Genomic DNA, 26,852 nt, shown 5'->3' on the forward strand with positions numbered 1-26,852 from the left:
GACCACGCACACGCTGCTCTCTGTCAGAGAGACATCGATTCCAGCATAATGCTCCACGGCTGTTCCTCTCATGATGCTTGAGGCCGATCGCTCGGACCTCGTTTTCAACACCATCATTCTGAGGGACAGCCACCCAAAATGGCTATTCGAAGCGCCGGCCCATTACGGCATCTAGGGTAGTTGCCTGTGGATCAGACAAATCCGCACGAATGTCGGATTCATCCCGATCGATCCCGACCACCTCGTACCCGTCTTGCCGGCAGCGATCGGCGATCGCGCGCCCTATTCCGGCTGCTGAACCCGTGATGAGAACGCGTTGCTGGCTCGTCATGATTTGACCGGGGGACTATTGGAGTGATGGAAAGGCCCACAACCCGGAGCCGAAACGCGAGCCTTACTCAATAAGAGGCCGCAGGGCTATTACACTTACTATCAACTTAGGCAATCAAGCGCTTCACTGCCGGCCGCTTTGTGGCGGTTCCAGCTATGTTGGAGCCCCGGCGTGCATTTCACGGCCGGGCCGGAGGCGTCGCGAGCGGGCCTCGTCGAACATCTCGTCGCGCTGGGTGACGCGGTCACGAAGGGGCAGCGTGTCGCGCTGCTGCATCCGACTGCAGGAGCACGCAGTGGGTCCGACGTGATCCTCAGTCCGATGCCCGGCTATGCGCTGCGCCAGACGGAGCACGCCTTCGCGACACCCAATCAGTTGATCGGCAAGGTCCGCACGCCGATACAGAGATAAATTCGTGAATTATGGATTGAATGAGGCTCCGCCACGCCTCATGGTCTTAATGACATAATGCGTTCCCGGGGCTTTCAGCCCTCGCCAATCGCGTTAGCTGGCGGCCGAGCGAACGTTCCGTGTCCTCGCCGCTTCGGGCTCGAAGGCGTCAGTGAGACCGGTCCTGAGCGGCGGTAACTCATTGCACGTGTTGGCCTTGCCTTGATCGTTCTGCGGCTGCTGGGGTTGAAACAAGTGCGATGGCGATCGTTGAAAGCGTGAGCTGGGGTTCATTATGTCGATGATGTACACTTAGACTACAGCCGAGCGCGTCGCCGATGCTTCATCGCGAGCGAGCGGGTGCCAACTAAGAGGAGGCCCGTCACAATGAGGGCCGGCGTCGACACGCAAATTGCGAACCGTTCTTGCCTTCCGTTCTGGGCCGGCGTGTTCGTGACAATTGCCTGTCTTGCGATTCTCATCCTTAGCGGCTGGCGAGAATGGTCAGCGCGCGAAGCGGTGCTGGAGAATGCCGAGATAGACATGGCCAATCTCGCCCGCTCGCTTACGCAGCACGCCGAAGATTCGGTGGAGCTCGCCGACGCGACGCTCCTTGGGCTTGCCAATCGCCTGGAATCAACTGGCATTGAGTCCGAGGCCCTAGCGGGCCTTCAGAGCTTCCTAAACGATCGTCGAACCACACTAGGCCGTATCCGCGGCCTCTTTGTTTATGACGAGATCGGCGAGTGGGTCGCGACGACGGAAAGCGTAAACCTCGCCGGGCTGAACAATAGTGACCGCGCCTATTTTCAACATCATCGCGATATCGACGACCGCCAAACTTTCTTAGGCCCCCCTGTGCAAAGCCGATCGGGCGGTCAATGGATCATCACGATATCGCGCCGCTTCAATCACAGGGATGGCAGGTTTGCCGGCGTGGTTGCTGCGACAATCGACGTCGCCTATTTCGCAGAATTTTATAGGAGATTTGATATTGGGCCACGCGGCACCGTCACATTGCTCAACAAGGACGGAATTCTGCTTGCCCGAAGCGTCGGTGACGGCAGTTTTGTAGGCAGGGATCTGTCGACGACCCGTCTTATTCGCGAACAGATCCCTCGCGCTTCATCGGGAACATACTACTTCCGCTCACCCTTGGACGGATTGCAGCGGTTGAGCTTCTACAAAGTGAGTGATCGCTTCCCGTTCGTCTTGCTCGCGACACAAGCGGAGCACGACGTGCTTGCGCGCTGGCGCCAGGGTGTGATCACACGGGTAGCCTTCGTCGTTGGGCTCGCCCTGTTCATTGCTCTTGTCGGTATCCATCTCGTCCGGCAGCTCGTCGCACGTCAGCGTCTTGCCGCTGCAATCGCGGCAAAGGAGGCTGACTTTCGGCTCCTGGCTGAAGAGTCCAGCGACCTGGTGACACGTATCGATTTCGACGAACGCATTCTTTATGCGTCTCCAGCCTCAGCGCGCGTTTTGGGTTGGGCCCCCGCGCAACTTGTCGGAACCTCGGCTTTGGCGGGCGTCAATCACGAGGACCGACCACGAGTCGAGCAAACGATTGAAGCGCTGAAGCGAGGTGAGATGGACGAAGCGCGAATGCTCTATCGCATTCGCCATCGCGAGAAGTCCGAGATCTGGGTCGAGACGACAATGCGCGCAACCAGGAATTCGGACACTGGTCTTATCAATGGTTTCGTTGCTCTCTCCCGCGATATGACGCAACACAAAGACCTTGAGGCGAAGCTCGCCGTTCTGGCCGCCTCCGACGGGCTCACAGGCCTTGGCAACCGTCGCTGCTTCGACGAACGTCTAGAGCAGGAATGGGCGAGAGCGCGCAGGGAAGGCACTCCTATTTCCCTGCTGATGATCGATATCGACCACTTCAAGATGTTCAACGACCAGTTCGGACATCAAGCGGGAGATAGCTGCCTGCGGACGATCGCTAGCGTACTGGCTAACCAGGCTCTGAGGTCGGCCGATCTTGCCGCCCGTTATGGCGGAGAAGAGTTCGCTCTTCTTCTCCCGAATACGGATTCCGACGGGTGCGAGCAGGTCGGGACCAGGGTTCTAGAGGCGCTCCACGAAATCCAGATTGAAGACGGTAGTGTCGCCGCATGGCGCACAACGGCAAGTATTGGCGGCGCTACGATCTGGCCCAATGCCGCGACCACGACCAACCATGCTTCATTGGTGGAAGCAGCCGATCGAGCACTATACGCGGCTAAGAATGGCGGTCGCGATCGCCTGATGATGGCAGGAAAAGTGATCCGCTGGCCCGGGGCCAAAACTGCATAACGCATTTTGAAGCACCGGTTGTCGGACGCCAGCGATTAAGCGCGCTCCGCCGAGCCCATGCCTATGGCCAGCCGTGCCGCTCCGTCTTGGCCGATACCGTTCGGTGAGACTACTGCGACCTATACTAAGGAGGGGGCGCGATCCGAGACGTTTGCCGCTATTCCAAGATGTGAACAGCGAGCAGCATTATGTTCTCCGCTTTTAGCGGATCCGAAATGGTGGGATTGCTCCTCGGAGCGGCTCCATCACAGGTTTTCGTCGTCGGCTTTCTTTGGCGATTCTCACTGCGCATTCCATCGCGCAGACCCGCGGAGGCACAACGCAGGGGAGCCTGGCATGCGTCAAGAACGACCAGACCGCAGGCGAAACCGGGCCCCAGCCTACCCAAGTCGCCGCTCCGTAATGTTGAGTTCGGAGGCGGACTATATTCGCGCCTGTGCCCGAGCTTGCGACCTCCATGCTGCTGCTCGTCATCCGATGGCTGAGGTCGAACTCGAGAATTTGGCTCTCGCCATTCTGACATGGGAAGCCAGAGGTGGCGGGCCAAACGGAACCTGAGCAGCGGCCCGCCCGACCACGCCTAGCCGACAAACGCCACTTCGTGAAGCGAGGGGCGGTCACGGATCCTGTCCGAACTCAGCCGCGTTGGCTGCGCGGCCGCATAGAACGGCGCGGGCGCCGGGTCGAACAGGAAATCATCTTGGTCGAGGAAAACCTCCTGCCCGGCATTCACGAAGACCGAGATATTCCCGCGCACCGAGGTGATCGTCGTTTCGAATTCCTCGTTGACGATCGACAGGTCGGAGAATTGCAGGCCGCTGCCGCGCAGGTCGAACAGGTCCGAACCATCCTGGAAGCCGGACACCGTGTCGCCGAAGAAGCTGCCTTCCTCGCTCCAGCGCCCGGTTCCGCTGTAGACGAACAGATCCTGCGCATTGTCCAGCTCGAAACCGAACTCGTCGCGTCCGGCCTCCATCTGGTCGTCGGCCGCACCGCTGATCAGCCAATCCGAGCCGCCTTCCCCGTTCATGGATGTGCCGACCGCGCCGGCATGCAGCTCGTCGTTGCCGGCCTCGCCCGCAGCGTGTTGTCGAAGTTGTTGAAGGAGGTGTCGCTGCCGAACATGACATCGTCGCCCTCGCCGCCAAACGCCGTGCCGCCGCCGTCGCTCGTCGCCAGCGTCAGTCGGTCATTGCCCGCGTCGCCAAACAGATTGTCGAAGCCGCCCGGACCGCCATCGAGGATATCGTCGCCGGCGCCGCCATGGTCCTCGTCATCGCCAGCAAGCGCAGTGACTTGGTCATTGCCGCCGGCCGCGAAGATCCGGTCGTCGCCCGGCGTGCCGGTGATGACATCATCGCCATTCGTGCCCGCGATGACGAAATCGGTGCTGTATGCTCCTACCCTACCGTGGCAGGCTCAGATCACATCATTCCCGTGACAATGCCGAGCGCACGCCTTTCGTCAGAGCGTCGAGCCCTTGCGCGACTTTTCCTGCTGGACAAGTTCCTGAAGGAGTTGGTGAGCAAGGGTCTCATGGGCCACCCGCGGGTTCGTTTCGGCGGATTTGCTGCCGTAGGTTGTTGTGACGATCAGCATCTTTCGGTCAACTTTGAAGGTCCCCGAGTAGGTTCTTCCGTCGATCTTGATGTGGATCGCATGGCCTGACATGGAAACCTGATATGCCTCGTGAATGAGAACTCGCCCACGCCTCCCCAAGAGCATACTTCCACAAGGGACAGGAGACCACACTCAACGAAGTGTGCCAAGATATCGGGCAGGTAGCCGTTGCGGCCGAGCCATTCGATAAGGCGATCGAGCGGAGCGCTCTCGTCGCTCTTGCCGACCGCTATGCCAGGCACGTTTTCAATGAAGATCAACTCGGGGCCGAACCGCTCGAGTGGGAATCGGCGGGGCTGGCGGGCTACGCTCCACGATGATGGGCACCATGTCTACGCTAGCCCTCCAAATTGCCGCAGAGTGATTGGCCCGGTTCAGCTCGGCTTCGCGCTCAGGAATCGAATTTAACGTGCGACGCCTTTGGCCGTCTGCCGCGAAAATGTCCGACGCCATCGAACTACCTAGTAGTATGGGCCGACGATGAAGCGCCGAGTGAGCGGGACCGTTCAGGGGGTCGCCCGTAGATTAGTGACTTATGCCTGTTGACCGACTTCCCGGAGAATGCGCCGCAGCCACTGATGGCCCGGATCAGCATCGTGCCTTGAGTGCCATGTCTGCACCACCCGGAACTGGGGAATGTCGATCGGCGGCGGGAAGAGCCTGAGGGGTAGGCGGCCGGCAAGCGGCGTAAAGAGGCGGCGTGGTTCCGTCGCCACGAGATCGGAGGCGTCCACCAGCATTGGGGCCATCAGGAAGTGTCCGACGGTTACGGCCACATTTCGCTTGAGCCCTCTTTCCGCCAGCACGGCGTCGACATAGCCGCTCGGATTGCCCCTCATCGAGACCTGAATGTGGCGAAGGGCCAAATATCGGTCGAGATCGAGCGGTTCGCCGAGATTGGGGTGGTCGCCGCGGCCGGCGCAGATGAAGTCTTCTTCGTAGAGCAGTTCCTCCCGCATGTGTGTCGGCGGCTCCGGAAAGTTGCCCGCGATCAGTTCGACCGTTCCATCCTCCAGCATCGGCAGGCCGACGCTCCGGCTCGTATTGCGGGCGACGAGAGACAGGCCCGGCGCCTCTTGGTCGAGGCGTGCGGTCAGGCGAGGCAGAAGCACGAAGGCGGCATAGTCCGAGAGACCGAGGACGAACTGCCGTGTGCTCGCGGTCGGGTCGAAAGCACGCCCGCCACGCAGTACGCCTTGCACCTGCTCGAGGATAGATCGCACGTTCGGCGCGATATCTTGGGCCAGCGAAGTCGGCACCATGCCACGCGGCGAGCGGACGAAGAGTGGATCGCCGAACAAAGCACGCAGCCGGTTGAGCGCGTGGCTCACGGCCGGCTGGGTCAGCCCGATCCGTTCGGCTGCGCGCGTGGCATGACCTTCTGCAAACACGGCATCGAACACCACCAGCAGATTCAGATCGATATTGGCAAGATGAACCGCATTCATGACGATGATATTATTAATGAATTGGATTTATCGCAATCGTTCAGCGATGAATCTCTGATAGGGGCACGGGGCGGCGGCTCTATCGCGCCGCATGGCCGAAGTCATGCCCCCCGAAACCCTCTTCATGAAGCGGCTTGATGGGAGCCCAGCAGACCATGGCTCAAGACGCAAACGGCGAGCGTTTCGAACGCGGCATGAAGGTTCTCCAGCGGATCGGCGGCGAGGGTTTTGACTTGCCGATCAAACGCCTTGCAGAGGCGTCGCCGGACTTGGCGCGTTTTACGGTCGAATATTCTTATGGCGATATTCTCTCCCGCCCGGGACTGAGTTTGCCGCTACGGCAGATTTGCACCGTCTCTTGTTTGATGGCGCTGGGCAGCGTCAAACCGCAGCTCAAGTTTCATATGACAGGCTTCCTCAACGCCGGCGGGAGACCGCAGGATTTGGTCGAGTTGCTGTTCGTATCCGTGGCGGTTCTCGGCTTCCCCTCCGCCGTCGTTTCGATCGCCCTGGCGCGCGAGATCTTCCAGGAGCGAGGCATCACCTTCGAGGCCCCGCCACCGGCAAGCGACGACGGAACGCAGCGATACCGGCGCGGACTGGAAGCCCTACTAGCGGTCAACGGCGAAGGCCATCTGCGGCCTCTTGAAGCGATCTCGCCGGACCTTGCACGCTGGACGATTGAATTCGCCTTCGGCGAGTCGCTGGCGCGCGAGGGGTTGGAACCGAAGGCCAAGCACCTCGCCATCATTTCGATGCTGGCGGCGACCGGCAACCGCGACGACGCTCTCGATTTCCATCTCAAAGTCGCCCTCAAGCAGGGCCTGTCGCCTGCAGAGATTGCCGAGGCGCTAATGCAGCTTAGCGTCTATGCCGGATTTCCCGCCGCACTCAACGCCTTCGGTCTCGCCCAACGGGCCTTCTCGGCAGACCGCGGCGCTACAGCGATCACGGCGCCATCCGCGGCGGCACAACTGTCCGAGAGCCGGGAGTTGCGTCGGAAGCGCGGGCTCGCGACACTTGCACAGACCTCCGGAGCATCCGGTGAAACGGTCATCCGCAGCTTCGACGACATTGCACCGGATATCGGTCGGATGATCGTCGAGCACTCGTACGGCGACGTTTTCTCACGACCAGGCATCGATCCTATAATCCGCGAGCTGACGGCCTGCGCGGCCTTGGCGGCGGTCGCGACCACGACTACGGAAGCCCCGCTGCGTGTCCACATCAACGCGGCACTCAATGCCGGCGCGAGCCGAAAGGAGGTGCTCGAAACCCTCCTCAACCTCGTGCCCTACAGCGGCTATCCCGTCGTGCAACAGGCGGTGCGGATTGCCGGCGAGGAATTCGCCAAGCGCCCCGAATGAAGTGCTTGGTTGCCGCCGCATACGGCAACTTGCTCAGGGATCGTGCTGACTATCGGCCAGGCCGCCCGGCCATCGCCCGGATCGCACCTCGCCACAATTGTCGGCGCCATCTCGTCGCACGCCGCTCAGCCGGAAGCAGATCACCTTCCACCGTCGATTAGCCGGCCAGCGCCGGCCGCAAATGCGACGAGAACCTTCCGCAGCTGACTGACTCGGAGCGATGGCGCCCGCCCACGAGCTCGAGCCGGAAATCGTCCGGCTGACGGAGAAATGCCCTCCGTAATAAGGGACGGCGAGGCTTCAGGATTGTCTTGGGAGAGCGGCATGGATTGTCGCTCCGAAGTCGCCGTGGAAACGCGATCGAGCAGCCGTGCGCTGTTCAGGCCGGTATGGGATTCGGACTCGCAAAGTGGCAAGCTGCGCTTTGCCCAGGCATCACTTCGCGCAATGCTGGGCGTTCTGCCTTGCAAATGTCCTGCACCAGCGGGCAGCGGGTGTGAAAACTGCACCCCGTAGGAACGCGTGTCGGGCTGGGGACGTCGCCCTCGAGAATGATGCGCCTGGCCTTGAAATCCGGGTCCGGCTCAGGGGCCGCCGACAGGAGGGCCTGGGTGTAGGGGTGTTGCGGGGCCGAATAGATCTGCTCCTTGTGCCCGATCTCAACGACGCGTCCTAGATACATCACCATGACCCGGTCAGCGATGTGCCGGACCACGGCAAGGTCATGGGCAATGAAGAGATATGTGAAGCGCTTCTGCTCCTGCAGGTCCTGCAGAAGATTGACGATCTGTGCCTGCACGGAGACGTCCAAGGCGGAGACCGGCTCATCCGCCACGACGAAACTCGGATCAACCGAAATGGCCCGGGCAATGCCGATCCGCTGACGTTGGCCGCCCGAGAACTGGCGCGGCTTCCGGTCCATGAAGCTGGGCGATAGTCCGACCTGGTTCAGAAGTTCCGCGACCCGCTCCCGTTTCTCCCGTCGGTTGCGAACAAGGCCGAAAGCCTCGAGCGGTTCGGCGACGATGTCGGCAATGCTCCTGCGCGGGCTCAGGGACCCGTAGGGATCCTGAAACACCATTTGTGCTCTTTGGCGCATCTGCCGCATCTCGCTTCGCGAGAGCGTGTTGATGTCCGTTCCCTCGAAGAAGACGCTGCCTTCCGTCGCATCGATCAAGCGCAGCAGCAGCCGTCCCATGGTGGACTTGCCGCAGCCGGACTCCCCGACGACCGCGACGGTCTCGCCGCGATTGATCGAAAAGGACACGCCGTCCACGGCACGGACGCTGCTGCCCTTCGATCTGCGGAAAAGGCCGCCGGCCTCGCCAAAGGTCTTGCTGAGATTCTCGGTCCGGATAAGCGGCTCGATCATTGGACGGCCTCCGCCTTTGCTGTGACCCAGCAGGCCGCTGTATGGCTCTCGCCGAAGCGGAACATCGGCGGCATTTCCCTGGCGCATTCGTCAACCCGCAGCGAACATCGGGAATAGAACGGGCAGCCCTGCTTGACGGTGCCGGGCAATGGCACCGAGCCGGGAATCTGGAACAGGCGTCGGCGCTGATCCCTGAGGTGGGGGATCGATTCCAGCAGACCGCGCGTATAGGGATGACTTGGCCTGCGGAAAATCGATCGCACGTCACCGTCTTCCACGACACGACCGGCATACATGACGATCACCCGTTCGCAGACATCGGCAATGACGCCCAGATCGTGCGAGATCAGGAGGATTGCCGTGTTCGTCGCGGACCGAACCCGCTTCATCAGTTCGAGCACCTGGGCCTGGATCGTGACGTCGAGCGCGGTTGTCGGCTCGTCGGCGATCAACAGCTTGGGGCTACATGCGAGCGCCATCGCGATCATCACGCGTTGGCGCATCCCGCCCGAGAACTGGTGAGGATAGGCGTCGACCCGGCCCGCGGCATCGGGAATCCCCACAAGGTTCAGCACCTCGATCACCCGGCGCCGCCGCGCTTCGCGATCGAGCGCGGAATGGAGCATGATGGCTTCGCCGATTTGATCGCCAATGGTCATCAGGGGGTTGAGCGAACTCATCGGCTCCTGAAAGATCATCGCGATTTCGCGCCCGCGGATATCGGGCATTTTCGCTCGGGGCAGATCGAGAAGATTGACCCCGTTCAGCTCGACCCGGCCCTGCACAATCCGGCCCGGCGGCTCGGGGATCAGCCGCAGGATCGACAGCGACGTGATCGACTTCCCCGACCCGGACTCGCCGACGATGCCAACGGCGCCGCCGGCCTCGATCTCGAAACTCACGCCATTGACGGCACGGATGGGATTGGTCTTGGGACCGAACTCGACCGCCAGATTCTCTACTTTCAGAAGAGGTGGCGTCATTGCGCGGTCTCCGGATCGAGCACGTCGCGGGCCGCATCGCCGATCAGGTTGAAGGCCAGGACGACCATCGTGATGGCGAAGCCCGCTCCGATGATCGGCCAGGGGGAGCCAAAGATGTTCCCCAAGCCGTCGCGGATGATGTTGCCCCAGCTCGGATTGGGCGGCTGGGTGCCGATCCCGAGGAAGCTGAGGGAGGCCTCGAGCCGAATGGCCGATGCGACCCACAGCGTCATCAGCACCACGATGGGCGCCGAGATATTCGGGAGCACATGCCGGACGATGATCATGGGCGTGGTGACCCCCGCGGCGATGGCCGCTTCAACATAGGGTTCCTGCTTGACCGCGAGCGTCGAGGCCCGCGCCACGCGGGCAAAGCCCGGCACGAACGCGATGGTTATCACCGCCACGACGTTCCAGAAGCCGCCGCCGAGCACGGCTGCGATCATGATAGCGAGCAGCAGCTCCGGGAATGCCAGCAGGAGGTCGATGATCCGGGTCACCAGACGATCGATCATCCCGCCGAAATACCCGGCGGCGACGCCAAGTGCGGTACCAACGAGCGCAGCCAGCGTCGGAGAGATCAGACCGAAGATCAGCGAATTGCGTGATCCGAAGATCAGGCGCGACAGCACGTCTCGTCCGAACTGATCCGTGCCGAGCCAGTGTTCCGCCGACGGGTATGAGTTGATCGCGAGATAGCTCTGCGCCAGCGGGTCATAAGGTGCAATCGCGGGCGCCAGAACGGCGATGGCAAGGAAGACCGCGATGATGATCGTCGCCAGGATCGTGGAGGGCTGGCCCAGGATGATGCTGCGCAGCAATCCGAAGCGTGGCTCTTCCGGCGCGAGAACATGGGTCTGTTCCGTGGCAAGCGTCATCACTTCACCCGAATTCTGGGATCGACCACGATGTAGGCGAGGTCGACCAGCAGGTTGATCAGAACAACAAAGAAGGCGAACACCACGACGCCCGCCTGGATGACTGGATAGTCCCGCTTGGCGATTGCGCTGATCAGGACTTCCCCGATGCCTGGCCGGTTGAAGACCAGCTCGATCGCGACCGACCCAGACAGCGTCGCCAGAAGACTGAGCCCCAGCCCGGTCGTGATCGGCAGCAAGGCGTTGCGCAGCCCGTGCCGATAGATGACGCGGTTCTCTCGTGCGCCTTTCGCCCGTGCCGTGCGGATATAGTCCTTGCCAAGGACCTCGAGCAGTGAGGTCCGTGTCAACCGGCCGAGGAAGGCCATCTTGACCATGGCGAGTGTCACCGCCGGCAGAAACACGTGGTACATGCGGTCGAAAAATCCGGTGCCCCCGCCATTGATCGGGAACCAGCCGAGGGTCAGGGCAAACACGATCAGCAGGAGCGCCCCGAGATAGAAGTCGGGGATCGCGTAGCCGATGAGGGAGAACACGCGAACGCCGGCGTCGGGGAGCTTGTTGCGGTTGACGGCCGCGACCACCCCGAGCGGAATCCCGACGAGCAGCCCCATCCCCGTCGCGACAAGCGTCAGCTCGATCGTGTAGGGCAGATTATCGGCCAGCAGCCGGAGGACCGGCGTTCGATCGATCAGGGACTGCCCGAAATCGAGCGTCAGCATGTCCCAGATGAAGGTGAGGTACTGCTGCCAGAGAGGCGCATTCAGCCCCATTTGCTCGCGAAACAGCGCAAGCTGTTCCGCGGTCGCATAGTCGCCGAGGGCGACGAGTGCCGGGTCCCCAGGGAGCAGGCGCAGCGCGATGAACACGAGCGTCAGCACCAGCAGGACCGTCGGCACGGCATCGAGCAGTCTCGCTCCGATGACACGCAGCATGGTCTGCCCCTTTAGACGCGCGTGGCCTTGTTCAAACGCCAATAGGCGTAGCCAGACTTGACCGGGAATCCGATGTTCACACGCGGATTGCGCGCTATGACATAGGAGAGCGTGACAATCCCAAGGAGCGGCAGATCACGCAGAACCTGCTTCTCGATGTCCTGGATGAGCGCGATACGCTTGTTGAAATCGGGCTCGTCCTGAGCCTTTTCGATGAGTGCGTCGATGCCGGGAATGGCGACGCCGTAGTGGCTGTAGTTTTCCGCTCCGGTGCCATCGGCCTTGACGTCCGCTTCGGCCGACAGCAGCTGCAGGAAGGGCTGCGTCGGCACCGGCGGGTAGCTGGACGAGTACAGGGCGATCGAATTCCGGTCCTTGCGGTTCTCGGAATGCATGGTCGCATGGTCGATGATCTTGAGATCGAGGTTGATGCCGACGGCGCGCAGCTGCTCCTGGAGCATCAGCATGATCGCCGCATAATCCTCACGCTGGCTGGTGAAGCAGGGAATGGTCACGCCGTTCGGGTGCCCCGCCTCTGCCAGCAGCGCCTTGGCTTTCTTGGGATCGTAGTTGTATTGCAGCTCGGGCGGCAAATCCGCTTTCTTGACCGCTCCGGCGAATTGCGGAGCGATGACCCCGACCATCGGGACCGCAAGACCGGCAAATGCCGTTGCGATCTGGTCGCTGTTGATGGCGTAGCGGATCGCCTGCCGCACGCGGATATCGTTCAGCGGCGGCCGCGTCAGGTTCAGGTGGAGCAGGTTGAAGCTGCCGGGCGCCGTGGCGTCGAAGATCGTGCTGGCCGAGCGCTGGCGCATCGATGGGAGCCAGCCGGGAGAGCGGACGCCTTCGATCATGTCGACCTGGCCTGAGGCGAAGGCGAGGGTTCGCGCCGTCGTGTCGGCAATGAAGCGGACATGGATCGTCTTGGTAACCGCCGGTCCAGCGAAGTGATCTGGGAAGGCAGCCAGTTGGATCCCGTCGCTGGGGCTGACGCTTTCCACCTGGTATGGGCCCGTCCCGACCGGACTCATGGCGAAGTCCTTGCCCTTCTCCTCGAAGGCCTTCCGGCAGAGGATCGAGGCCGCGAGGGTGGTCACGACGCTGCCGTTGAACAGCGGATCGGGCCGTTTGAGGGTAAACTGGACGGTGTGGGGATCGAGCGCCTTGACCGCCTCGACATTGGAGTAGAGCGGCTTCTGGTTGGTCACGATCTTCGGATCAAGATGCCGGGCGAAGGTGAAGACGACATCGTCAGCCGTCATTTCACCGTAGCCCTTGTGGAACTTCACCCCTCGGCGCAGCTTGTATGTCCACGTCTTGGCATCCTCCGAGCTTTCCCAGCTCTCGGCGAGACTGGGGCGGAAGTCCTCGGGCCGGATTGCAAACGTCCCTTCGTCTGATTTCACGAGGGTATCGAACACCTGGTGAATCGCCCAGTTGTCGCCCCCGGTCATCCCGGGCTGCTGCGGATTGATGCTCGTGGGCGAACGCGCCGCCAGGGCGATCGAGATCGCCTCGTCCTTTGCATGAGCGATGGGAGCCCCCAGCGCCGCAGCCGCTGCAATCGTCGAGGCGTGACCGAGAAACGTTCTTCTGGTTAGTTTCATTATTTTTTCCTCCCTTTTTGTCTTGTTCTGACGTCAGGCGCTGATGGGAATGCTCCGCTTTTTCATCTCGGCCTCGTCGAATTCCATTCCGAGCCCCGGGGCCGTCGGCAATTCGAAGCGGCCATCGATGGGCTCGGACGGGTTCTTCTTGAAGAGCGATCCGGCCCGCTCCCAGTTATCCGCCAATTCGACCGGTTTGCTGAGATGCATGATGGTCGACAGCACATGAATATTGGCGAGGTGGCCGACGGAAGGCTGGGTCTGGTGCGGGACGAGCTCGACGCCGTGAGCATAGGCGACGGCGGCGCATTGCATCAGCCCGGTGATGCCTCCCATCTTGACGATGTCAGGCTGCACCATGCGCACGCCGGCATTGATCAGGTCCTTGAGCCCCTGAAGCGTATAGGTCTGCTCGCCGGCGGAAACGGTGATGTCGAGGCGCTGGGCGACCTCGCCCATGGCAGCGACATGGTAGTGCTGCACGGGCTCTTCGAACCACGTGTAGCCAAGGTCTTCGAGCGCCCGGCCGACCCGCATCGCGCCGCCGACCGAATAGCCGTTATTAGCGTCGAACCCGAGCACGAACTGATCGCCCAGCGCCTTGCGGACAGCCTTGGCCTTGGCAATGTCGCCGGGAATATCGACGTCCTGCCTGGTCCGGTCGCCGTCCCAGCGGATCTTCACCGCCGCGGGCCGCTCCTTCTCCACCCGCCGCATGACGACTTCGACAACCTGATCAACCGTGCGCCAGGCATTGCCCCCAACGGAGGCATAGCAGGGTAGAGCCGTGCGCCAGGCCCCGCCGAGTAGCTTGTAGACAGGCTGGCCGAGCAGCTTTCCTTTGAGATCCCAGAGCGCGATGTCGAGCGCTGCGAGCGCGCCCGTTGTGGCCCCTTCCGGCCCAAGTTTGATGCACTTGTGGAACAAAGTGTCCAGCAGGACGGCATGATCGAGAGCATCCTTCCCGATCAGGGCCGGCGCCATGTCGTTGGCGATGATGACTAGCGAAGCCAGGCCGCCTTGCATGGGCGAGGCTTCACCCAGGCCGTATTGACCATCCTCAGTCTCGATCCGGACGAACGCGCTTCGCGCCCCCTTTGCAGACGCACCCCAATCAACCTGGAACGTCTCTACCTTGGCAATCTTCATTATGCCCCCCTTGGTACGTTAGACCCACCTGATTATCGCAGGGCGCTCATCAGCTCACTGCGACCTATTTAGTCTCACTGAATACGAGGATGGCGTCGCGCGAACCCACTCTGCTTGGTAGCGTCGAACGGAGCCGATAGATCCACCCTAGGCCGTCGATCGGTGCCGCCCATGACGCTTTCCAGTTTGCCCGCGCCCCGCAACCCGTTGGAGAGGTCGCGTGTTCAGACATTAAAATCGGCCCGTTCTCGGTGTCGTTGGCCAGGCGGGTCGCCTCCTACTTGGCTGGGAACGTAGAGATCGGCGCAGTGCGACCGAAGAACCGTCGTTTCAAATGGCTGCATCCACCGGAACCCCACTCAGCACGGTCGGTTGATAGTAAAAGCCACCGCTCGCACCTGTCAGAACTGTTCAACTCTCGAGATGATCCGGGTCGTTGCCCGGCAGCCGCGGGATCAACTCGTCGATCGAGCGTTGAATATGCGCACGCATCAGCCGACGCACGGCAGTCGCATCGTTGCGCGCGCAGGCCTCGATGATCGCCTCGTGCTCGGGCACCATTGCGGCAAGGCGGTGGTCGGGGAAGCCGAAGCGGCGTCGCGTCGCTCCAACGAATGCATTGTGCTGATCGAGCAGAACCAGCGCGGATCGGTTCGGGCGGATCGACAGGATGCTGGTGTGGAAAGCGCCGTTGGTCGAAGAGATCGCCGCCGAATTGCCCTGGCCGATCGCGGCGGCATAATCCTTATGGATAGCCCAGAGTGCGTTGATGTCGCTAACGGTTGCAACCGCCGCGCTGTAGCCGGCCAGAGGCGGTTCAAGAGCAAGGCGGATCTCGAATAATTCGCGGATGAAGGCCCGTTCGATCGAACGAACCCGCGCGCCCCGGTTCGGTAGAATTTCAATCCAGCCCTCGCCTTCGAGCTGCCCAAGCGCCTCGCGGATCGGCGCGGGGCTCGTCCCGTAGCGCTGCACCAGCGCCGCCATTTTCAAATGTTCAGACGGCGCGAAGGTCCCGGCAACTATGTCGGCGCGGATGGCCTCGCGCAGCCGCTGATACGTCGTCGCCTGCATGAAGGGCACGATTCGGCTGGCGGGGGCCGGTGCGTCCGTCATCTCGGCGCTCTCATCGTCGATTCCACCGCCCGCCTGATCGCCGCCCGTTCGTGAAACGCAATGCGGGTTGATGCAACCCGTGCGACGCAATCAGCCTCATTCGGACGTCTTGACATTCGCCGCCTTCTGCGAAGTTATAGATATTATATAATCTGACGAAGCCGAAGATGTCCAGCCAGCCTGGGCCTCGCGACCCGGACCCTGGGTCACAACCGGCCGTGCCAAGGGATTGGAAGCGAGCACCATGGACGTGCGGCTACTGGACAAGACGCAAGACGGAGCCGAACCAGGTCCTCGCGCGAGCGAAATCGTCCGTGTCGAAATTTGGATATTCAGTTATCCGATGGTCGGAGTCGGACCCGGCGGCATCGACGTGACCGGCGCGAAGTCCGCGCGCACTCGCCTCGCAGTGCGAATGGAAACGCGGGACGGCGCGCGGGGCGCCTATGTCGGCGGCCAGGCGAACTCGCTGGCCCAGGCCGCGGCCTGCGCCCGCGCTGTGCTCGGCCTCGACGTCTTCGCCCGCGAACGGGCCTATGAGCGTGTCCGCCGCCAGCTCCGCAAGGAAGACCGCATGGGCGCTGGCGTGATCGACATCGCGATGTGGGATCTGGCGGGCCATCGACTGGGCCTGTCGGTCAGCCAAATGCTCGGCGGCGGCAAGACCCGCCTCCCCGCCTACGCCTCGACCTGGTTCGGCGGCGAGGGTGGCGGCCTCACGACGCCCGAAGCCTTCGCCGACTTCGCCGAGGAATGTTACGAGCTCGGCTACCGCGGATTCAAAATGCATGGCTGGACCGACGGCAGCCCGACGCGCGATGCCGCGGCCGTGCGTCTGCTTGGCCAGCGCATCGGCGACAGGATGGCGCTGATGCATGACGCTGCCTGCCATCTGCGCAGCTTTGCCGACGCGCTCGAAGTCGGCCGGGCCTGCGATGACGCCAATTTCTTCTGGTACGAGGATCCCTATAGCGACGGTGGTCTTGCCGCCCACGCCCACCGGCGGCTGCGCGAGATGCTGAAGACGCCTCTCCTGCTCGGAGAGCATGTGCGGGGGTTGGAATCCATGGCGACGCTGACAATCGCCGACGGCACCGATTTCGTGCGCGCCGACCCCGATTTCGACATCGGTATCACCGGAACGATGAAGATCGCGCATTTTGCCGAGGCGCTCGGCCTCGATGTCGAGTTGCATGCGCCAGGACCCGCCCACCGGCACTGCATGGCGGCGATCCGCAACACCAATTTCTACGAACTGTCGATGGTCGGGCCGTCCCGAGGCAATTTCAATGCGCCGGTCTACACCTGCGGCTATTCCGACGATCTCGACAGCGTCGGTGCTGATGGATGCTTTCCGGTGCCCGGAGGGCCCGGTCTGGGGGTGAGCTACGACTGGGACTACATCACCCGCAATGCCAAATCGCATGTCGTGATCGAGTGAGGGCGCCATGCTGAGCGTAGAAGACACGGCAAGCGCCGCCCGCGACGTCCTCGGTTCGGCGGCCACGCGGATCCGCCGGATCGACGTCATTCTGTTCGCGCAGGACATGGAGAACGTCGCCTTCGATGTCAGCCCGAGCGGCATCGACATGCCAGGCGTGCGAACGACACGCAAACGCATCGCGGTCCGCATCGAAACCCAGGACGGCGCGCGCGGCGAATATGTCGGCGGGCGTACGGACACCGCCCCGCAGACCCATTTCATCGCCAAATGGATCATCGGGCGGGACTGCTATGCCCGTGAGACGATCTACGAAGACATTCGCCGCTGGTTGCGCAAGGAAGACCGGATCGGCGGCTGCCAGATCGACAACGCCCTCTGGGACCTCGCCGGCAAGCGCACCGGCCATTCGGTCAGCGATCTGCTCGGCGGCCATCGCGGCAAGCGCCTGCCGGCTTACGCATCGACCTGGTTTGGTGGCGATGGCGGTGGTCTGGCCACGCCCGAGGCCTTCGCCGAATTCGCCGAGGAATGCCACGGCCTGGGGTATCGCGCCTTCAAGATGCACGGCTGGACCGATGGCGGTTGGCGGCGTGATGCCGCCGCGATCCGGCTTCTCGGTCGGCGTGTCGGCGGGCGCATGAAGCTGATGCACGATTCAGCCTGTCACCTGAAGACCTTCGCCGACGCCCTCGCCTGTGGCCGTGCCTGCGATGAGGCCGGCTTCTTCTGGTACGAGGATCCCTATAGTGACGGCGGGCTTGCTGCCCACGCCCATCGTCGCCTGCGCGAACTGATCAAGACGCCGATCCTGCTTGGCGAGCACGTGCGCGGGCTGGAAGCCATGGCGACACTCACTCTCGCCGACGGCACCGACTTCGTGCGGGCCGATCCCGATCTCGATATCGGCATCACCGGCACGATGAAGGTCGCCCATTTCGCCGAGGCGCTGGGCCTCGATGTCGAGCTCCACGGCAATGGTCCGGCACATCGCCACGCCATGGCCGCCATCCGAAACACGAACTTCTATGAATTGGCCATGGTCGGGCCGTCGCGCGGCCAGGCTGTCGGCACGTTCTATACCGACGGATATTCCGACAAGCTCGACGCGGTCGCCTCAGACGGCTGCTTCGTCGTGCCCGACGGTCCAGGCCTCGGCGTCACCTATGACTGGGATTTCATCGAGAAGCACAAGGTCAGCCACAGCGTCTTCGAATGAGCGCGGCCGAAAGAGCCCGCCATTCCCACAGGAGGAAATCATGACACGCATCACACGACGCTCAGTCGTCGCGAGCGCCCTGAGCATGGCCGGCCTCAGTGCCGTGTCGCACAACGGCGCAGCCTTCGCGCAGGGCGCGACCGACACGCTGACGCTGCGGCTCCAGGCCCGCGACCTCGGTTCGATCGATCCAGCCCTGACCAAGACGGGCGACGACGAGACGATCGTGCTCCAGGTCTTCAACTCGCTGGTCAATACCAAGCGCGGCACCATGGACATCGAGCTGGCGGCGCTTCAGCCGGAGCTCGCGGAACGATGGGAGGTCTCTTCCGACAAGAAGGTCTGGACCTTCTATCTCAAGCCCGGCGTGAAATGGCACCAGGGCTATGGCGAGGTCTCTGCCGATGACGTGAAGTTCTCCTATGAACGCCAACTCGACCCCAAGCTCGGCGGCGTGCACGGCGCCAGCTTCAAGGACATCGACACAATCGAGGTCGTCGATCCGCTGACGGTCCGTTTCGTCCTCAAGGCACCGAACGCGTTCTTTCACGCCTCGGCCCTGACGCCCGGTTTCGGCCGCTACATCGTGCCGCGCAAAGCCGTCGAAAAGCTTGGAGCCGAATTCGGCCGCGCGCCGATCGGCAGCGGGCCGTTCGAATTCGCCGAGTACCGGCCGCAGGAATCGATCGTCCTCAAGTCGAACAAGGATTATTTCCGCGGCGCACCGCCGACCGCGACCCTGCGCTTCCGCTACATCCCGGCCGACAATGCCGCGACAATCGCTTTCATCGGCAAGGAGATCGACCAGACCAGCGGCCCGCGCGAACCGCGTTGGGTTGATCAGATCCAGAAGGCCCGGAGCGATGCCCAGATCAGCATCATGCAGCCCGGGAGCCTGCAATTCCTCCACTTCAACATGAAGATCAAGCCGCTCGACGACGTGCGCGTGCGCCAGGCCATCGCCTATGCAGTCGATCGCAAGGTCTGGAAATCCGTGTTCGGCGTGGTCCACGGCCCGCTGCCCACGATCGTCCCGGAAGAGTTCTACGGCGCCCTGAAGACAGCCGATATCCCCGCCGAGCTTCGCTACGATTACGATCCGATCAAGGCCAAGGCCCTGCTGGCGGAGGCCGGCCACCCCAACGGCTTCAGCATCGAGGCCTTGTCGAGCGAGCGCTCCGACTACAAGCAGAACATGCTGATGGTGCAGGACATGCTGCGTAAGGTCGGCATCGACGTGAAGCTCAAGATCATGGACCATGCGAGCTATCACGCCGCCATCCGAAAGGACGAAGGCACGATCGACATGCTGTCGACGGCGATCGCGCCGACGGCGCCCGCCGTGATCAACGAGTTCCTGCATTCGGCCGCGGCGGTCGGCAAGCCGGCATCGTTGCGCAATTTCTCGCATTACGGCGAGATCGGCGGCAGCGTCGACAAGCTCGTCGACGAGGCCGTCGGGTCGACCGATGTCGACCGGCAGCTGGCGCTGCTCAAGGAGGCCCAACTCCAGATCCTGCGCGACATGCCGGTGCTGCCGCTGCAGACCCAACCCCTGGTCAGCGCGATCCAGGGCCATGTCGACCTCGGCTACAAGCCGCTCAGCGGCTTTGGCCAATACGAATACGCCACGGCGCGGCGCGTAGCCCGCTAGGGCATCGGCCTGAAACCTGGAGAGCGGTTTTCGGGACAGCCGATGCAAACACACGAGGTTGGATCACTGGGCGGATACGACATCCGGACAGATGATCGAGCGCCAGGCGCCGGTGGCTTCATGCCGCCGGGCATGCCCTGAAAGGTTTGCGAGACGATGGGGCGGTTCGTTCTCAAGCGACTGGCCGATGCAATTCTGACCGCCTTCCTGGTCTTCTCCTTCGTCTTCTTCGCCATGCGGCTCCTGCCGGGCGATCCCGTCATCGCCATGCTCGGCGACCGCGCCAATGCCCAGACGATCGAGAATGTCCGCAGGACACTCGGGCTCGACCAGCCGCTCCTCGTCCAATACGGCCGCTTCCTCTGGGGGCTCCTGCATCTAGATCTCGGCCGCTCGCTCGTCAACGGGGTCGACGTCACCGCGACGATGCTGCGGCACCTGCCCTATACGATCATGCTGACGCTCGCCTCGACCGTGGTCGGCATCCTGATCGGCGTGCCCGTGGGCGTCGCCTCGGCGATGCGCCCGAGTGGCGGCGTCGATCATTCGAGCCGGCTCGTCTCGCTGTTCGGCTCGGCCCTTCCGGATTTCTATCTCGGCCTCATCCTGCTCATCGTGTTCGGGCTGAAGCTCGGCTGGTTTCCGCTGCTCGGCGGTGGCGACACGCCCTTCGACCTGCGCTACCTCGTCCTTCCCGCGATGACGCTCGGACTGCTGAAGGGCTGCGGCCTGATGCGCCTCACCCGCACGGCCGTCCTCGACGTCTCGGGCCGCGACTATGTCCGCACGGCTCGCGCGCTCGGCACGCCGGAGCGGGTCGTGGTCTGGAAGCACATCGTGCGCAACGCGCTGATCCCGATCACGACGCAGCTCTCACTCATGATCGTCGCCACGCTCGGCGGCACCATTGCGATCGAACTCGTCTTCAACCGGCCGGGCGTCGGGCAACTGCTCGTCGGCGCGGTGACCGCCCGCGACTACAGCCTGATCCAGGGAGGCCTCGTGCTTCTCTCGGTCCTCGTCGTGCTGGTGAACCTTGGAACCGACCTGCTCTACGTGGTCATCGACCCCCGCGTGAAGGGAGCCTGACATGCTCGATCGCGTCTTCCTGGCCATCGCCGCCGCCATCCTGCTCCTGCTCCTGGTCGTCGTCGTGTTCGCCCCCTGGCTCCAGACGCATGACCCGCTGCTGCAGGACTTCGCCGCGGCCGATCAGGGTCTCTCCGCCGCGCATTGGCTGGGTGCCGACGAATATGGCCGCGATATCTTCTCTCGCCTGATCGAGGGAGCGCGCCTGTCGATTACGATCGGGGTGGCCGCGCCGATGCTGGCCGCCCTTGTCGGCATCAGCCTGGGCACGGCGTCGGCCTTCTTCGGCGGCTGGGCCGAGGCGATCGTCACCCGCCTCACCGACATGATGATGTCGTTCGATCCGCTTCTGCTCGGCGTGCTGATCGTCGCCTTGCTCGGACCCGGCGTGCAGAATCTGTCGATCGCCATCGCGGCAGCGCTCGTACCGTCATTCATCCGCCTCTCGCGGGCCTCGGCGCTGTCGGTCAAGCGGGAGGCCTATGTCGACGCATCGATCGCCATGGGGCGCGGCAAGTTCGGCACCATTGGAATGCATGTCCTGCCCAACATCGCTGGCCCCCTCATCGTCATGCTGACGATCTGGATCGGCTCGGCGATCCGCCTCGAGGCATCGCTCAGCTTTATCGGGCTCGGTGCCCAGGCTCCGGCCCCGTCATGGGGGAACATGGTGCGCGAGGGTGTTGCCGACATCTTCGGCTCGCCACTACCGGCCCTATTTGCGGGGCTCGCGATCACGCTGACGGTCCTGGCCTTCAACATCCTCGGAGACCGCTTGCGCGACCGCCTCGATCCCGACCGGGTGACCGGGCGATGACGCCGCTGCTCTCCATCCGCGACCTCCAGGTCTCCTTCGGCGCGAAAAACGGCCCGGTTCAGGCGCTCCGCGGCGTCGATCTCGATCTGCACGCTGGCGAGTGCCTCGGCCTCGTCGGTGAATCCGGCTCCGGCAAAAGCCTGACCGCGCTGGCAGCGCTTGGCCTGCTGCCGGAAGCCGCCACCGTCACGGCCGGCCGCGTCATGTTCGATGGGCAGGATCTCCTGACCCTGCCGCGCCAGTCACTCGATGCGATCCGCGGTCGCCGCATCGGCATGATCTTCCAGGAGCCGATGACGGCGCTCAACCCGATCATGACCGTGGGCGAGCAGATCGGCGGGCCGCTGCGGCGGCATCTCGGTCTCTCCCGCGCAGTTGCACGCGCCCGCAGCATCGAGCTTCTGAGCCTCGTCGGCATTCCTGCGCCCGACAAGCGCGCCGCCGCCTATCCGCACGAATTGTCCGGTGGCATGCGCCAGCGCGTCATGATCGCGATGGCACTCTCCTGCGATCCGCAGGTCCTGATCGCCGACGAGCCGACGACCGCGCTGGACGTCACCATCCAGGCGCAAGTGCTCGACCTGCTGCGACGGCTGCGCCAGGAACTGAATCTTGCCGTGGTCATCATCACCCATGATTTCGGCGTGGTGGCCGAACTGACCGACCGTGTCGCGGTGATGTATGGCGGCCGGGTCGTCGAGGAGGCGACGGCCCTTCGCCTGTTCGACGCGCCGAGCCACCCCTATTCGGTCGGTCTGTTGGCTGCGACGCCCTCGCTGGAGACACCGTCCGTGCGGCGGTTGCCGACGGTCGGCGGCGCCGTGCCGCATCTGACGGAGATGCCGACGGGTTGCGCCTTCCACCCCCGCTGCCCCGAGCGCTTTGCCCCCTGTGCCGGACAGGCACCGCCGCTCGAACCGGTGGAAGACGGCCACAGGGCCGCATGCTGGGCGCGGCAGAGCACCCGGCTGGCAGCCCACCGAGCGGCAGCGATGAGCGCGGACGCAAACACATGAGCGAACCACTCCTGCGCCTCGAGGGCTTGCAGAAGATCTTTGGCAGGGCCGCTGGCGGCATTCGGGCTGTCGACGGCGTGTCGATCGATCTCCATGCCGGCGAGACGCTCGCCCTGGTCGGCGAATCCGGCTGCGGCAAATCCACCCTGGCGCGGCTCGTGCTGCGCCTGGCCGATCCGACCGCGGGGCGTATCCTGTTCGAGGGGCAGGACATCGCCGGCCTGTCGCAACCGCGCATGAAGGCCATCCGCCGCGATCTGCAGTTCATTTTCCAGGATCCATTCTCGTCGCTGGACCCGCGCATGCGAGCCGGATCGATCGTGACGGAGCCGCTCGCAGTGCATGGCCTCGTCTCGCAGCGGGGCGAACGGACCAGCGCGGCGGTGCGCCTGCTGGAGGCGGTCGGGCTCAGTGCCCGCCATGTCAGCCAATGGCCGCGCCAGTTTTCAGGCGGGCAGCGCCAGCGCCTCGGCATCATCCGTGCCTTCGCGATGCGGCCCAAACTCATCGTCGCCGACGAACCAGTCTCGGCTCTCGACGTATCCGTGCGCTCCCAGGTCATCAACCTGCTGCAGGATCTCCAGGACGAGCAAGGCACCGCCTATCTCTTCATCTCGCATGACATGGCGAGCGTGAAACATATGGCGAGCCGCGTGGCCGTGATGTATCTCGGCCAGGTCGTCGAAATCGCACCGAAGACCACCTTCTTTTCGGCCCCTCAACACCCCTACAGTCATGCACTGCTCTCGGCAGTGCCGATTTCGCACCCAGCAAAAGTCCGGGACCGGATCCTGCTGCCGGGCGATCCACCGAGTCCCGCCGCGATCCCCAAGGGATGTCGCTTCCATCCGCGCTGCCCGATTGTGCAACCCCGCTGCAGGACGGAGGTGCCAGAGGCGCGACCGGTCGGCGAAGGGCATCTGGTGGCCTGCCACTTCGCGTCTCCTTGGCCGCTCGGCGGCGGTGGCGGACGCCCACAATAAGATCGTTGAGTTGGAATTTGCCTGTAAGAAAACGGCGACGTTGGCTGTGAACTGCCTAGGATGCCTCGGAGTTGCCCGTGACGCTGACCAAGATCCATTCAAGTGACAGACTTAGTCTGTCGCAAGATAGGCGGTAGCCGCCGCTTCCAACGCTCACCCGCAGGCAGAGCCCCGCTATTCCCGTAGCGCCGGCGCACTTTTGGAACTTCGGACGATACTCCCCCCGGGTCCGCGGTGAGCGCGTTCGATGCCTCAGGTGCCTGAACGAAATCTTCTGGATCGTCACGCTTCGGTGTCGATCTCTCGATCGACGGCATTTCTATCAGTTCCGGGGCGGGAGCTTTTGCGAGCGCGGGCAGAATCCGCTGAGCCTTCGCAGGTTCAGGCGAGTCCGGGGTGACCGACTTGGGTAATCGCTGCGGATCGGTCTGCTGCGATCCGGGCTCTTGTTCGTTCGCGGAGACCTTCAGATCTAGGGTACCCCAAATAGATGGGTGCGGCTTTCTTTGGACGCGGCGCGCTTGTTTAAATTCAACGGTGAAAGGCTTCTTGGGCGGCTTCATTGCTTTAGATGTCGCTCGATACTTTCATTGCCCGAATTGGGCTTGCAGGGATTACCGATGTCTACGGTTATCCCTGTCGCCGGTCCAGATGCTTCGCAGGTACGCCGAGGCTCGATCGCACCTTGCCAAGAAGATGGGGCTTGGTCAGCAAAGGCGGAAGCGCTCACGGGCTGCCTAACAGCCGTCGAAATCGGAATGTGCCATCAATCAAAAGCCGCTCGGCGGAAAACATCGGGCGGCTTTTAATTTTCAAACTTTAAGGTTAGCCGCAGACTCTTTGCCACTGCGACGGTCGGGCTCCAAATCATAGGTGACCTTCTGACCTTCAGCTAAACCCCGAAGACCAGCGCGCTCCAAGGCAGTCGCATGGACGAAAACATCCTTACCACCTGTGTCCGGAGCGATGAATCCATAACCTTTGGTTTCGTTGTACCACTTGACCGTTCCATTCGCCATTTTTGTCCCTATCGCTTTATTGTGACAACCCAACAAAGCGTAAAGTACCCCTCACCTTTTGCAAAGCGTCAGTTTCAATCACTTTTTCTGACGTTTATCTGTGCGTTGTGAGCGGATTTTAACCGACACCTCTAAGGTTGCTTTAACCTGTGGTTTGCCCTCTGAATTATTGCTTCGCTCAGCGGGTTTTGGTGTGCCAATATCGCCTTTTTGTAGCAATTGGCTCGCAATAACAAATCAATGACTACAAAGAACAAGCGGCAATTCGCGGCGGTGTGTTAGCGAAGCTGCAGAATCTATGCGTTTCGTAGCCGTCTGCGACAGAAGTACCTGTGTTCAACATGTTCTCCCGAAAGCTGCGAACTTCGAAGCCAGGCATGGTCGCTACTCGCCTGGAAGACTTCCTCGACATGATCACCACGGCAGCTTCGATTAGCGCCAAACTTGGTGGCGGCGCTGACCGCATGGTCGAGAACAAATTGGCATTCCACGCTGCTATTTGGGCAGCTGCGGATGCCTATGGGCAACTGCTCGGTGCCTCAATAGAAGAGACCACTGAGGGTGTTCAGCTGTATCTCAGTCGCTACGGCGACGCAGAAGAGACGCTCAAGACGATGCTAATGAGTTTTATGCTGCCCGAATTCGCTCCGTTGGTTCGGGCTACTGGCGAAGCGATCTTTGCAATCCGCGCCGAGGCTTCAGATAACGGCCTGGAACTGCGTCGCTTGACGGAGCTGGCGGAGCTAATCGCCGATTTCAAAGCGTGCCCTCAGCGCGCCAACTGATCCAAGCCCTCCACGAATACCTGCAGATTTTCGCGAATACGCCACGGATTTTGAAAATACCCTCGAAAAAATCTTGAATTATTAACCATACTTCGGCCATCCTCGCCAAATTATCCGCTGCGAATCGGAGTTTACCATGCGCGTTTTATTAATTGAGGACGACGCATCGATCGCGCAGAGCATCGAGATGTTTCTCAAGCTGGAGAACATCGAAGTCACCAAGACAGCCTATGGAGCCGATGGCTTCGCCCTCGCTCAGGCGGCGCCGTTTGACCTGATAATTCTGGATCTCGGTTTACCAGACATGCCAGGAATTCAGGTGCTCACGAAACTCCGAGCATCATCCATCAACACTCCTCTGATGATCCTCTCGGGTATCAATGAGGTTCAACAGAAGGTCCGTTCGCTGATTGCAGGGGCGGACGACTACCTGACAAAGCCATTCCACCGAGACGAATTTCTTGCACGCCTGCGGACTTTGGAGCGTCGCTGCAACGGGACCGAAAACCGCACGGTCCGGGTCGGAGACCTCTGCATCGATCTGGATTCAAAAACGGTTGACGTCGCCGGGAAGCCCGTTCGTTTGACTGGCAAGGAATATGAGATCGTTGCGTTCTTGGCGAGCCGCCGTGGGTTCACCCTGTCAAAGGAAATGATCCTCAATCACCTTTACGGTGGGATGGACGAGCCCGAGCTCAAGATCGTGGACGTCTTCATCTGCAAGGTGAGACGGAAAATCGCAGATGCATCGGGCGGAGCGAACTACATCGAGACGGTTTGGGGACGCGGCTACATGTTGAACAATGCCGAGCCATCCCTCCAAATGGTTTCCTAAGGCCGATTCTCTGCTGTCTACGCGGATAGCTTGTCTCGGTCGCGCGGGCAGCTTGGCCCGGCTGAGCTGACGCCGGGCGCGCTTCAGCGACTCGCATCGGTGTCGCGGCTCACCTCCATGCCAACCACCTTGCCGAGTTCTCTGCCAGTGATCGGTTGCAGATTGGCGAAACTGAATCTGAGTCAGTGGCAGGCCAGCGGTTGGTTGCGGCCGGGGCGCAGAAGATCGCCGATGCCGTGCGCGACGCCACGCAGCACGACAAGCTCGGCCTCAACACTTTCTCGGGCTCCGGCATGTCAATTGCCTTTGCGAAAGGTCGCGGCGAGGCAGCGTGTTATCGATACGCGATTGGCGGAGATTTATATTGGCGTTACATCGTCATTCGACAGCAACTCACGGTTTAGTTGTTGGACCGACGGTAATCGCCAGCCGTCATGCTTCATGTTTGGCCTCGACAACCTTGTGTTTTCGGGCAATTCCTTCCCGGCGGG

The 26,852-nt window shown here is 62.3% G+C and carries 25 protein-coding genes; 13 read left to right on the top strand and 12 right to left on the bottom strand.

The genetic code is table 11. The features are described 5' to 3' along the window. Nucleotides 1-142: 142 nt before the first annotated feature. The gene (locus tag AC1DW9_RS32095) at nucleotides 143-331 is read right to left on the bottom strand and encodes an SDR family NAD(P)-dependent oxidoreductase (RefSeq protein ID WP_476777466.1); all 189 of its coding nucleotides are present in this window, start codon (nucleotides 329-331) and stop codon (nucleotides 143-145) included. 171 nt (nucleotides 332-502) lie between these two features. On the opposite strand from AC1DW9_RS32095, the gene AC1DW9_RS32100 reads away from it, so the two are divergent. Further along, the gene (locus AC1DW9_RS32100) at nucleotides 503-742 is read left to right on the top strand and encodes a hypothetical protein (protein WP_476777467.1); all 240 of its coding nucleotides are present in this window, start codon (nucleotides 503-505) and stop codon (nucleotides 740-742) included. A gap of 366 nt (nucleotides 743-1,108) precedes the next feature. Further along, entirely contained in the window at nucleotides 1,109-3,025 is a 1,917-nt protein-coding gene (locus AC1DW9_RS32105) for a diguanylate cyclase (RefSeq protein WP_476777468.1), read from the top strand. 580 nt (nucleotides 3,026-3,605) lie between these two features. Here the strand turns inward: AC1DW9_RS32105 and AC1DW9_RS32110 are convergent. The 3 genes from AC1DW9_RS32110 to AC1DW9_RS32120 form a co-directional block, all read right to left on the bottom strand. Beyond that, nucleotides 3,606-4,055, bottom strand: a complete 450-nt coding sequence (locus AC1DW9_RS32110) for a hypothetical protein (RefSeq protein WP_476777469.1) — start codon at nucleotides 4,053-4,055, stop codon at nucleotides 3,606-3,608. Beyond that, nucleotides 4,052-4,402, bottom strand: a complete 351-nt coding sequence (locus AC1DW9_RS32115; protein ID WP_476777471.1) for a calcium-binding protein — start codon at nucleotides 4,400-4,402, stop codon at nucleotides 4,052-4,054. Before AC1DW9_RS32115 ends, AC1DW9_RS32110 begins: the two co-directional genes overlap by 4 nt. A gap of 776 nt (nucleotides 4,403-5,178) precedes the next feature. Next, complete coding sequence (locus tag AC1DW9_RS32120; RefSeq protein WP_441480566.1) at nucleotides 5,179-6,093, bottom strand: LysR family transcriptional regulator; 915 nt, start codon at nucleotides 6,091-6,093, stop codon at nucleotides 5,179-5,181. 155 nt (nucleotides 6,094-6,248) lie between these two features. Here AC1DW9_RS32120 and AC1DW9_RS32125 point away from each other — a divergent pair, with 155 nt between their 5' ends. Then, complete coding sequence (locus tag AC1DW9_RS32125) at nucleotides 6,249-7,460, top strand: carboxymuconolactone decarboxylase family protein (protein WP_476777470.1); 1,212 nt, start codon at nucleotides 6,249-6,251, stop codon at nucleotides 7,458-7,460. A gap of 379 nt (nucleotides 7,461-7,839) precedes the next feature. On the opposite strand, the gene AC1DW9_RS32130 is transcribed toward AC1DW9_RS32125, so the two are convergent. From AC1DW9_RS32130 to AC1DW9_RS32160, 7 genes are all read right to left on the bottom strand, one after another. Beyond that, a complete protein-coding gene (locus AC1DW9_RS32130; protein WP_441508541.1) occupies nucleotides 7,840-8,832 on the bottom strand; it encodes an ABC transporter ATP-binding protein in 993 nt (330 codons plus the stop codon). Continuing rightward, nucleotides 8,829-9,815, bottom strand: a complete 987-nt coding sequence (locus AC1DW9_RS32135) for an ABC transporter ATP-binding protein (protein WP_441492646.1) — start codon at nucleotides 9,813-9,815, stop codon at nucleotides 8,829-8,831. Before AC1DW9_RS32135 ends, AC1DW9_RS32130 begins: the two co-directional genes overlap by 4 nt. Further along, nucleotides 9,812-10,693 (bottom strand): ABC transporter permease, encoded by an 882-nt coding sequence (locus tag AC1DW9_RS32140; protein WP_476770662.1) that lies wholly within the window; start codon nucleotides 10,691-10,693, stop codon nucleotides 9,812-9,814. The genes AC1DW9_RS32135 and AC1DW9_RS32140 overlap by 4 nt, the downstream gene beginning before the upstream one ends. Beyond that, a complete protein-coding gene (locus AC1DW9_RS32145; RefSeq protein WP_476777152.1) occupies nucleotides 10,693-11,628 on the bottom strand; it encodes an ABC transporter permease in 936 nt (311 codons plus the stop codon). Before AC1DW9_RS32145 ends, AC1DW9_RS32140 begins: the two co-directional genes overlap by 1 nt. A gap of 11 nt (nucleotides 11,629-11,639) precedes the next feature. After that, nucleotides 11,640-13,238, bottom strand: a complete 1,599-nt coding sequence (locus tag AC1DW9_RS32150) for an ABC transporter substrate-binding protein (protein ID WP_441480560.1) — start codon at nucleotides 13,236-13,238, stop codon at nucleotides 11,640-11,642. 33 nt (nucleotides 13,239-13,271) lie between these two features. Next, nucleotides 13,272-14,387 (bottom strand): mandelate racemase/muconate lactonizing enzyme family protein, encoded by a 1,116-nt coding sequence (locus AC1DW9_RS32155; RefSeq protein ID WP_476777153.1) that lies wholly within the window; start codon nucleotides 14,385-14,387, stop codon nucleotides 13,272-13,274. A gap of 411 nt (nucleotides 14,388-14,798) precedes the next feature. Continuing rightward, nucleotides 14,799-15,503 carry a GntR family transcriptional regulator gene (locus AC1DW9_RS32160; RefSeq protein ID WP_441492642.1) on the bottom strand — a complete coding sequence of 235 codons (705 nt, stop codon included), beginning with the start codon at nucleotides 15,501-15,503 and terminating at the stop codon, nucleotides 14,799-14,801. Between the two features lie 343 nt (nucleotides 15,504-15,846). Here AC1DW9_RS32160 and AC1DW9_RS32165 point away from each other — a divergent pair, with 343 nt between their 5' ends. The 7 genes from AC1DW9_RS32165 (at nucleotide 15,847) to AC1DW9_RS32195 (ending at nucleotide 23,722) form a co-directional block, all read left to right on the top strand. Beyond that, nucleotides 15,847-16,944: an enolase C-terminal domain-like protein gene (locus AC1DW9_RS32165; RefSeq protein ID WP_441480557.1), complete on the top strand. Its 1,098-nt coding sequence runs from the start codon at nucleotides 15,847-15,849 to the stop codon at nucleotides 16,942-16,944. A 7-nt stretch (nucleotides 16,945-16,951) separates the two neighbouring features. Further along, nucleotides 16,952-18,163, top strand: coding sequence for an enolase C-terminal domain-like protein (locus AC1DW9_RS32170; RefSeq protein WP_476777154.1), 1,212 nt, complete (start codon nucleotides 16,952-16,954; stop codon nucleotides 18,161-18,163). 40 nt (nucleotides 18,164-18,203) lie between these two features. Beyond that, the gene (locus tag AC1DW9_RS32175; RefSeq protein WP_476777155.1) at nucleotides 18,204-19,817 is read left to right on the top strand and encodes an ABC transporter substrate-binding protein; all 1,614 of its coding nucleotides are present in this window, start codon (nucleotides 18,204-18,206) and stop codon (nucleotides 19,815-19,817) included. A 156-nt stretch (nucleotides 19,818-19,973) separates the two neighbouring features. After that, complete coding sequence (locus tag AC1DW9_RS32180) at nucleotides 19,974-20,906, top strand: ABC transporter permease (RefSeq protein ID WP_476777156.1); 933 nt, start codon at nucleotides 19,974-19,976, stop codon at nucleotides 20,904-20,906. Between the two features lies 1 nt (nucleotide 20,907). Further along, on the top strand, nucleotides 20,908-21,723 hold the full coding sequence (locus tag AC1DW9_RS32185) for an ABC transporter permease (protein WP_476777157.1): 816 nt from the start codon (nucleotides 20,908-20,910) through the stop codon (nucleotides 21,721-21,723). Then, nucleotides 21,720-22,739, top strand: coding sequence for an ABC transporter ATP-binding protein (locus AC1DW9_RS32190; RefSeq protein WP_476777158.1), 1,020 nt, complete (start codon nucleotides 21,720-21,722; stop codon nucleotides 22,737-22,739). The genes AC1DW9_RS32185 and AC1DW9_RS32190 overlap by 4 nt, the downstream gene beginning before the upstream one ends. Continuing rightward, a complete protein-coding gene (locus tag AC1DW9_RS32195; protein WP_476777159.1) occupies nucleotides 22,736-23,722 on the top strand; it encodes an ABC transporter ATP-binding protein in 987 nt (328 codons plus the stop codon). The genes AC1DW9_RS32190 and AC1DW9_RS32195 overlap by 4 nt, the downstream gene beginning before the upstream one ends. An 812-nt stretch (nucleotides 23,723-24,534) precedes the next feature. On the opposite strand, the gene AC1DW9_RS32200 is transcribed toward AC1DW9_RS32195, so the two are convergent. Continuing rightward, nucleotides 24,535-24,741 (bottom strand): cold-shock protein, encoded by a 207-nt coding sequence (locus tag AC1DW9_RS32200; RefSeq protein WP_476777160.1) that lies wholly within the window; start codon nucleotides 24,739-24,741, stop codon nucleotides 24,535-24,537. A 377-nt stretch (nucleotides 24,742-25,118) separates the two neighbouring features. On the opposite strand from AC1DW9_RS32200, the gene AC1DW9_RS32205 reads away from it, so the two are divergent. The 3 genes from AC1DW9_RS32205 to AC1DW9_RS32215 all read left to right on the top strand — a co-directional run bounded on the left by AC1DW9_RS32205 (nucleotide 25,119) and on the right by AC1DW9_RS32215 (nucleotide 26,765). Continuing rightward, the gene (locus tag AC1DW9_RS32205; protein ID WP_476777161.1) at nucleotides 25,119-25,526 is read left to right on the top strand and encodes a hypothetical protein; all 408 of its coding nucleotides are present in this window, start codon (nucleotides 25,119-25,121) and stop codon (nucleotides 25,524-25,526) included. A 136-nt stretch (nucleotides 25,527-25,662) separates the two neighbouring features. Further along, on the top strand, nucleotides 25,663-26,361 hold the full coding sequence (locus AC1DW9_RS32210; RefSeq protein ID WP_441480548.1) for a response regulator transcription factor: 699 nt from the start codon (nucleotides 25,663-25,665) through the stop codon (nucleotides 26,359-26,361). A gap of 155 nt (nucleotides 26,362-26,516) precedes the next feature. Further along, on the top strand, nucleotides 26,517-26,765 hold the full coding sequence (locus AC1DW9_RS32215) for a hypothetical protein (RefSeq protein WP_476777162.1): 249 nt from the start codon (nucleotides 26,517-26,519) through the stop codon (nucleotides 26,763-26,765). The last annotated feature ends 87 nt before the right edge of the window (nucleotides 26,766-26,852 follow it).

The organism is Allobosea sp. P4_E12 (assembly GCF_056401655.1).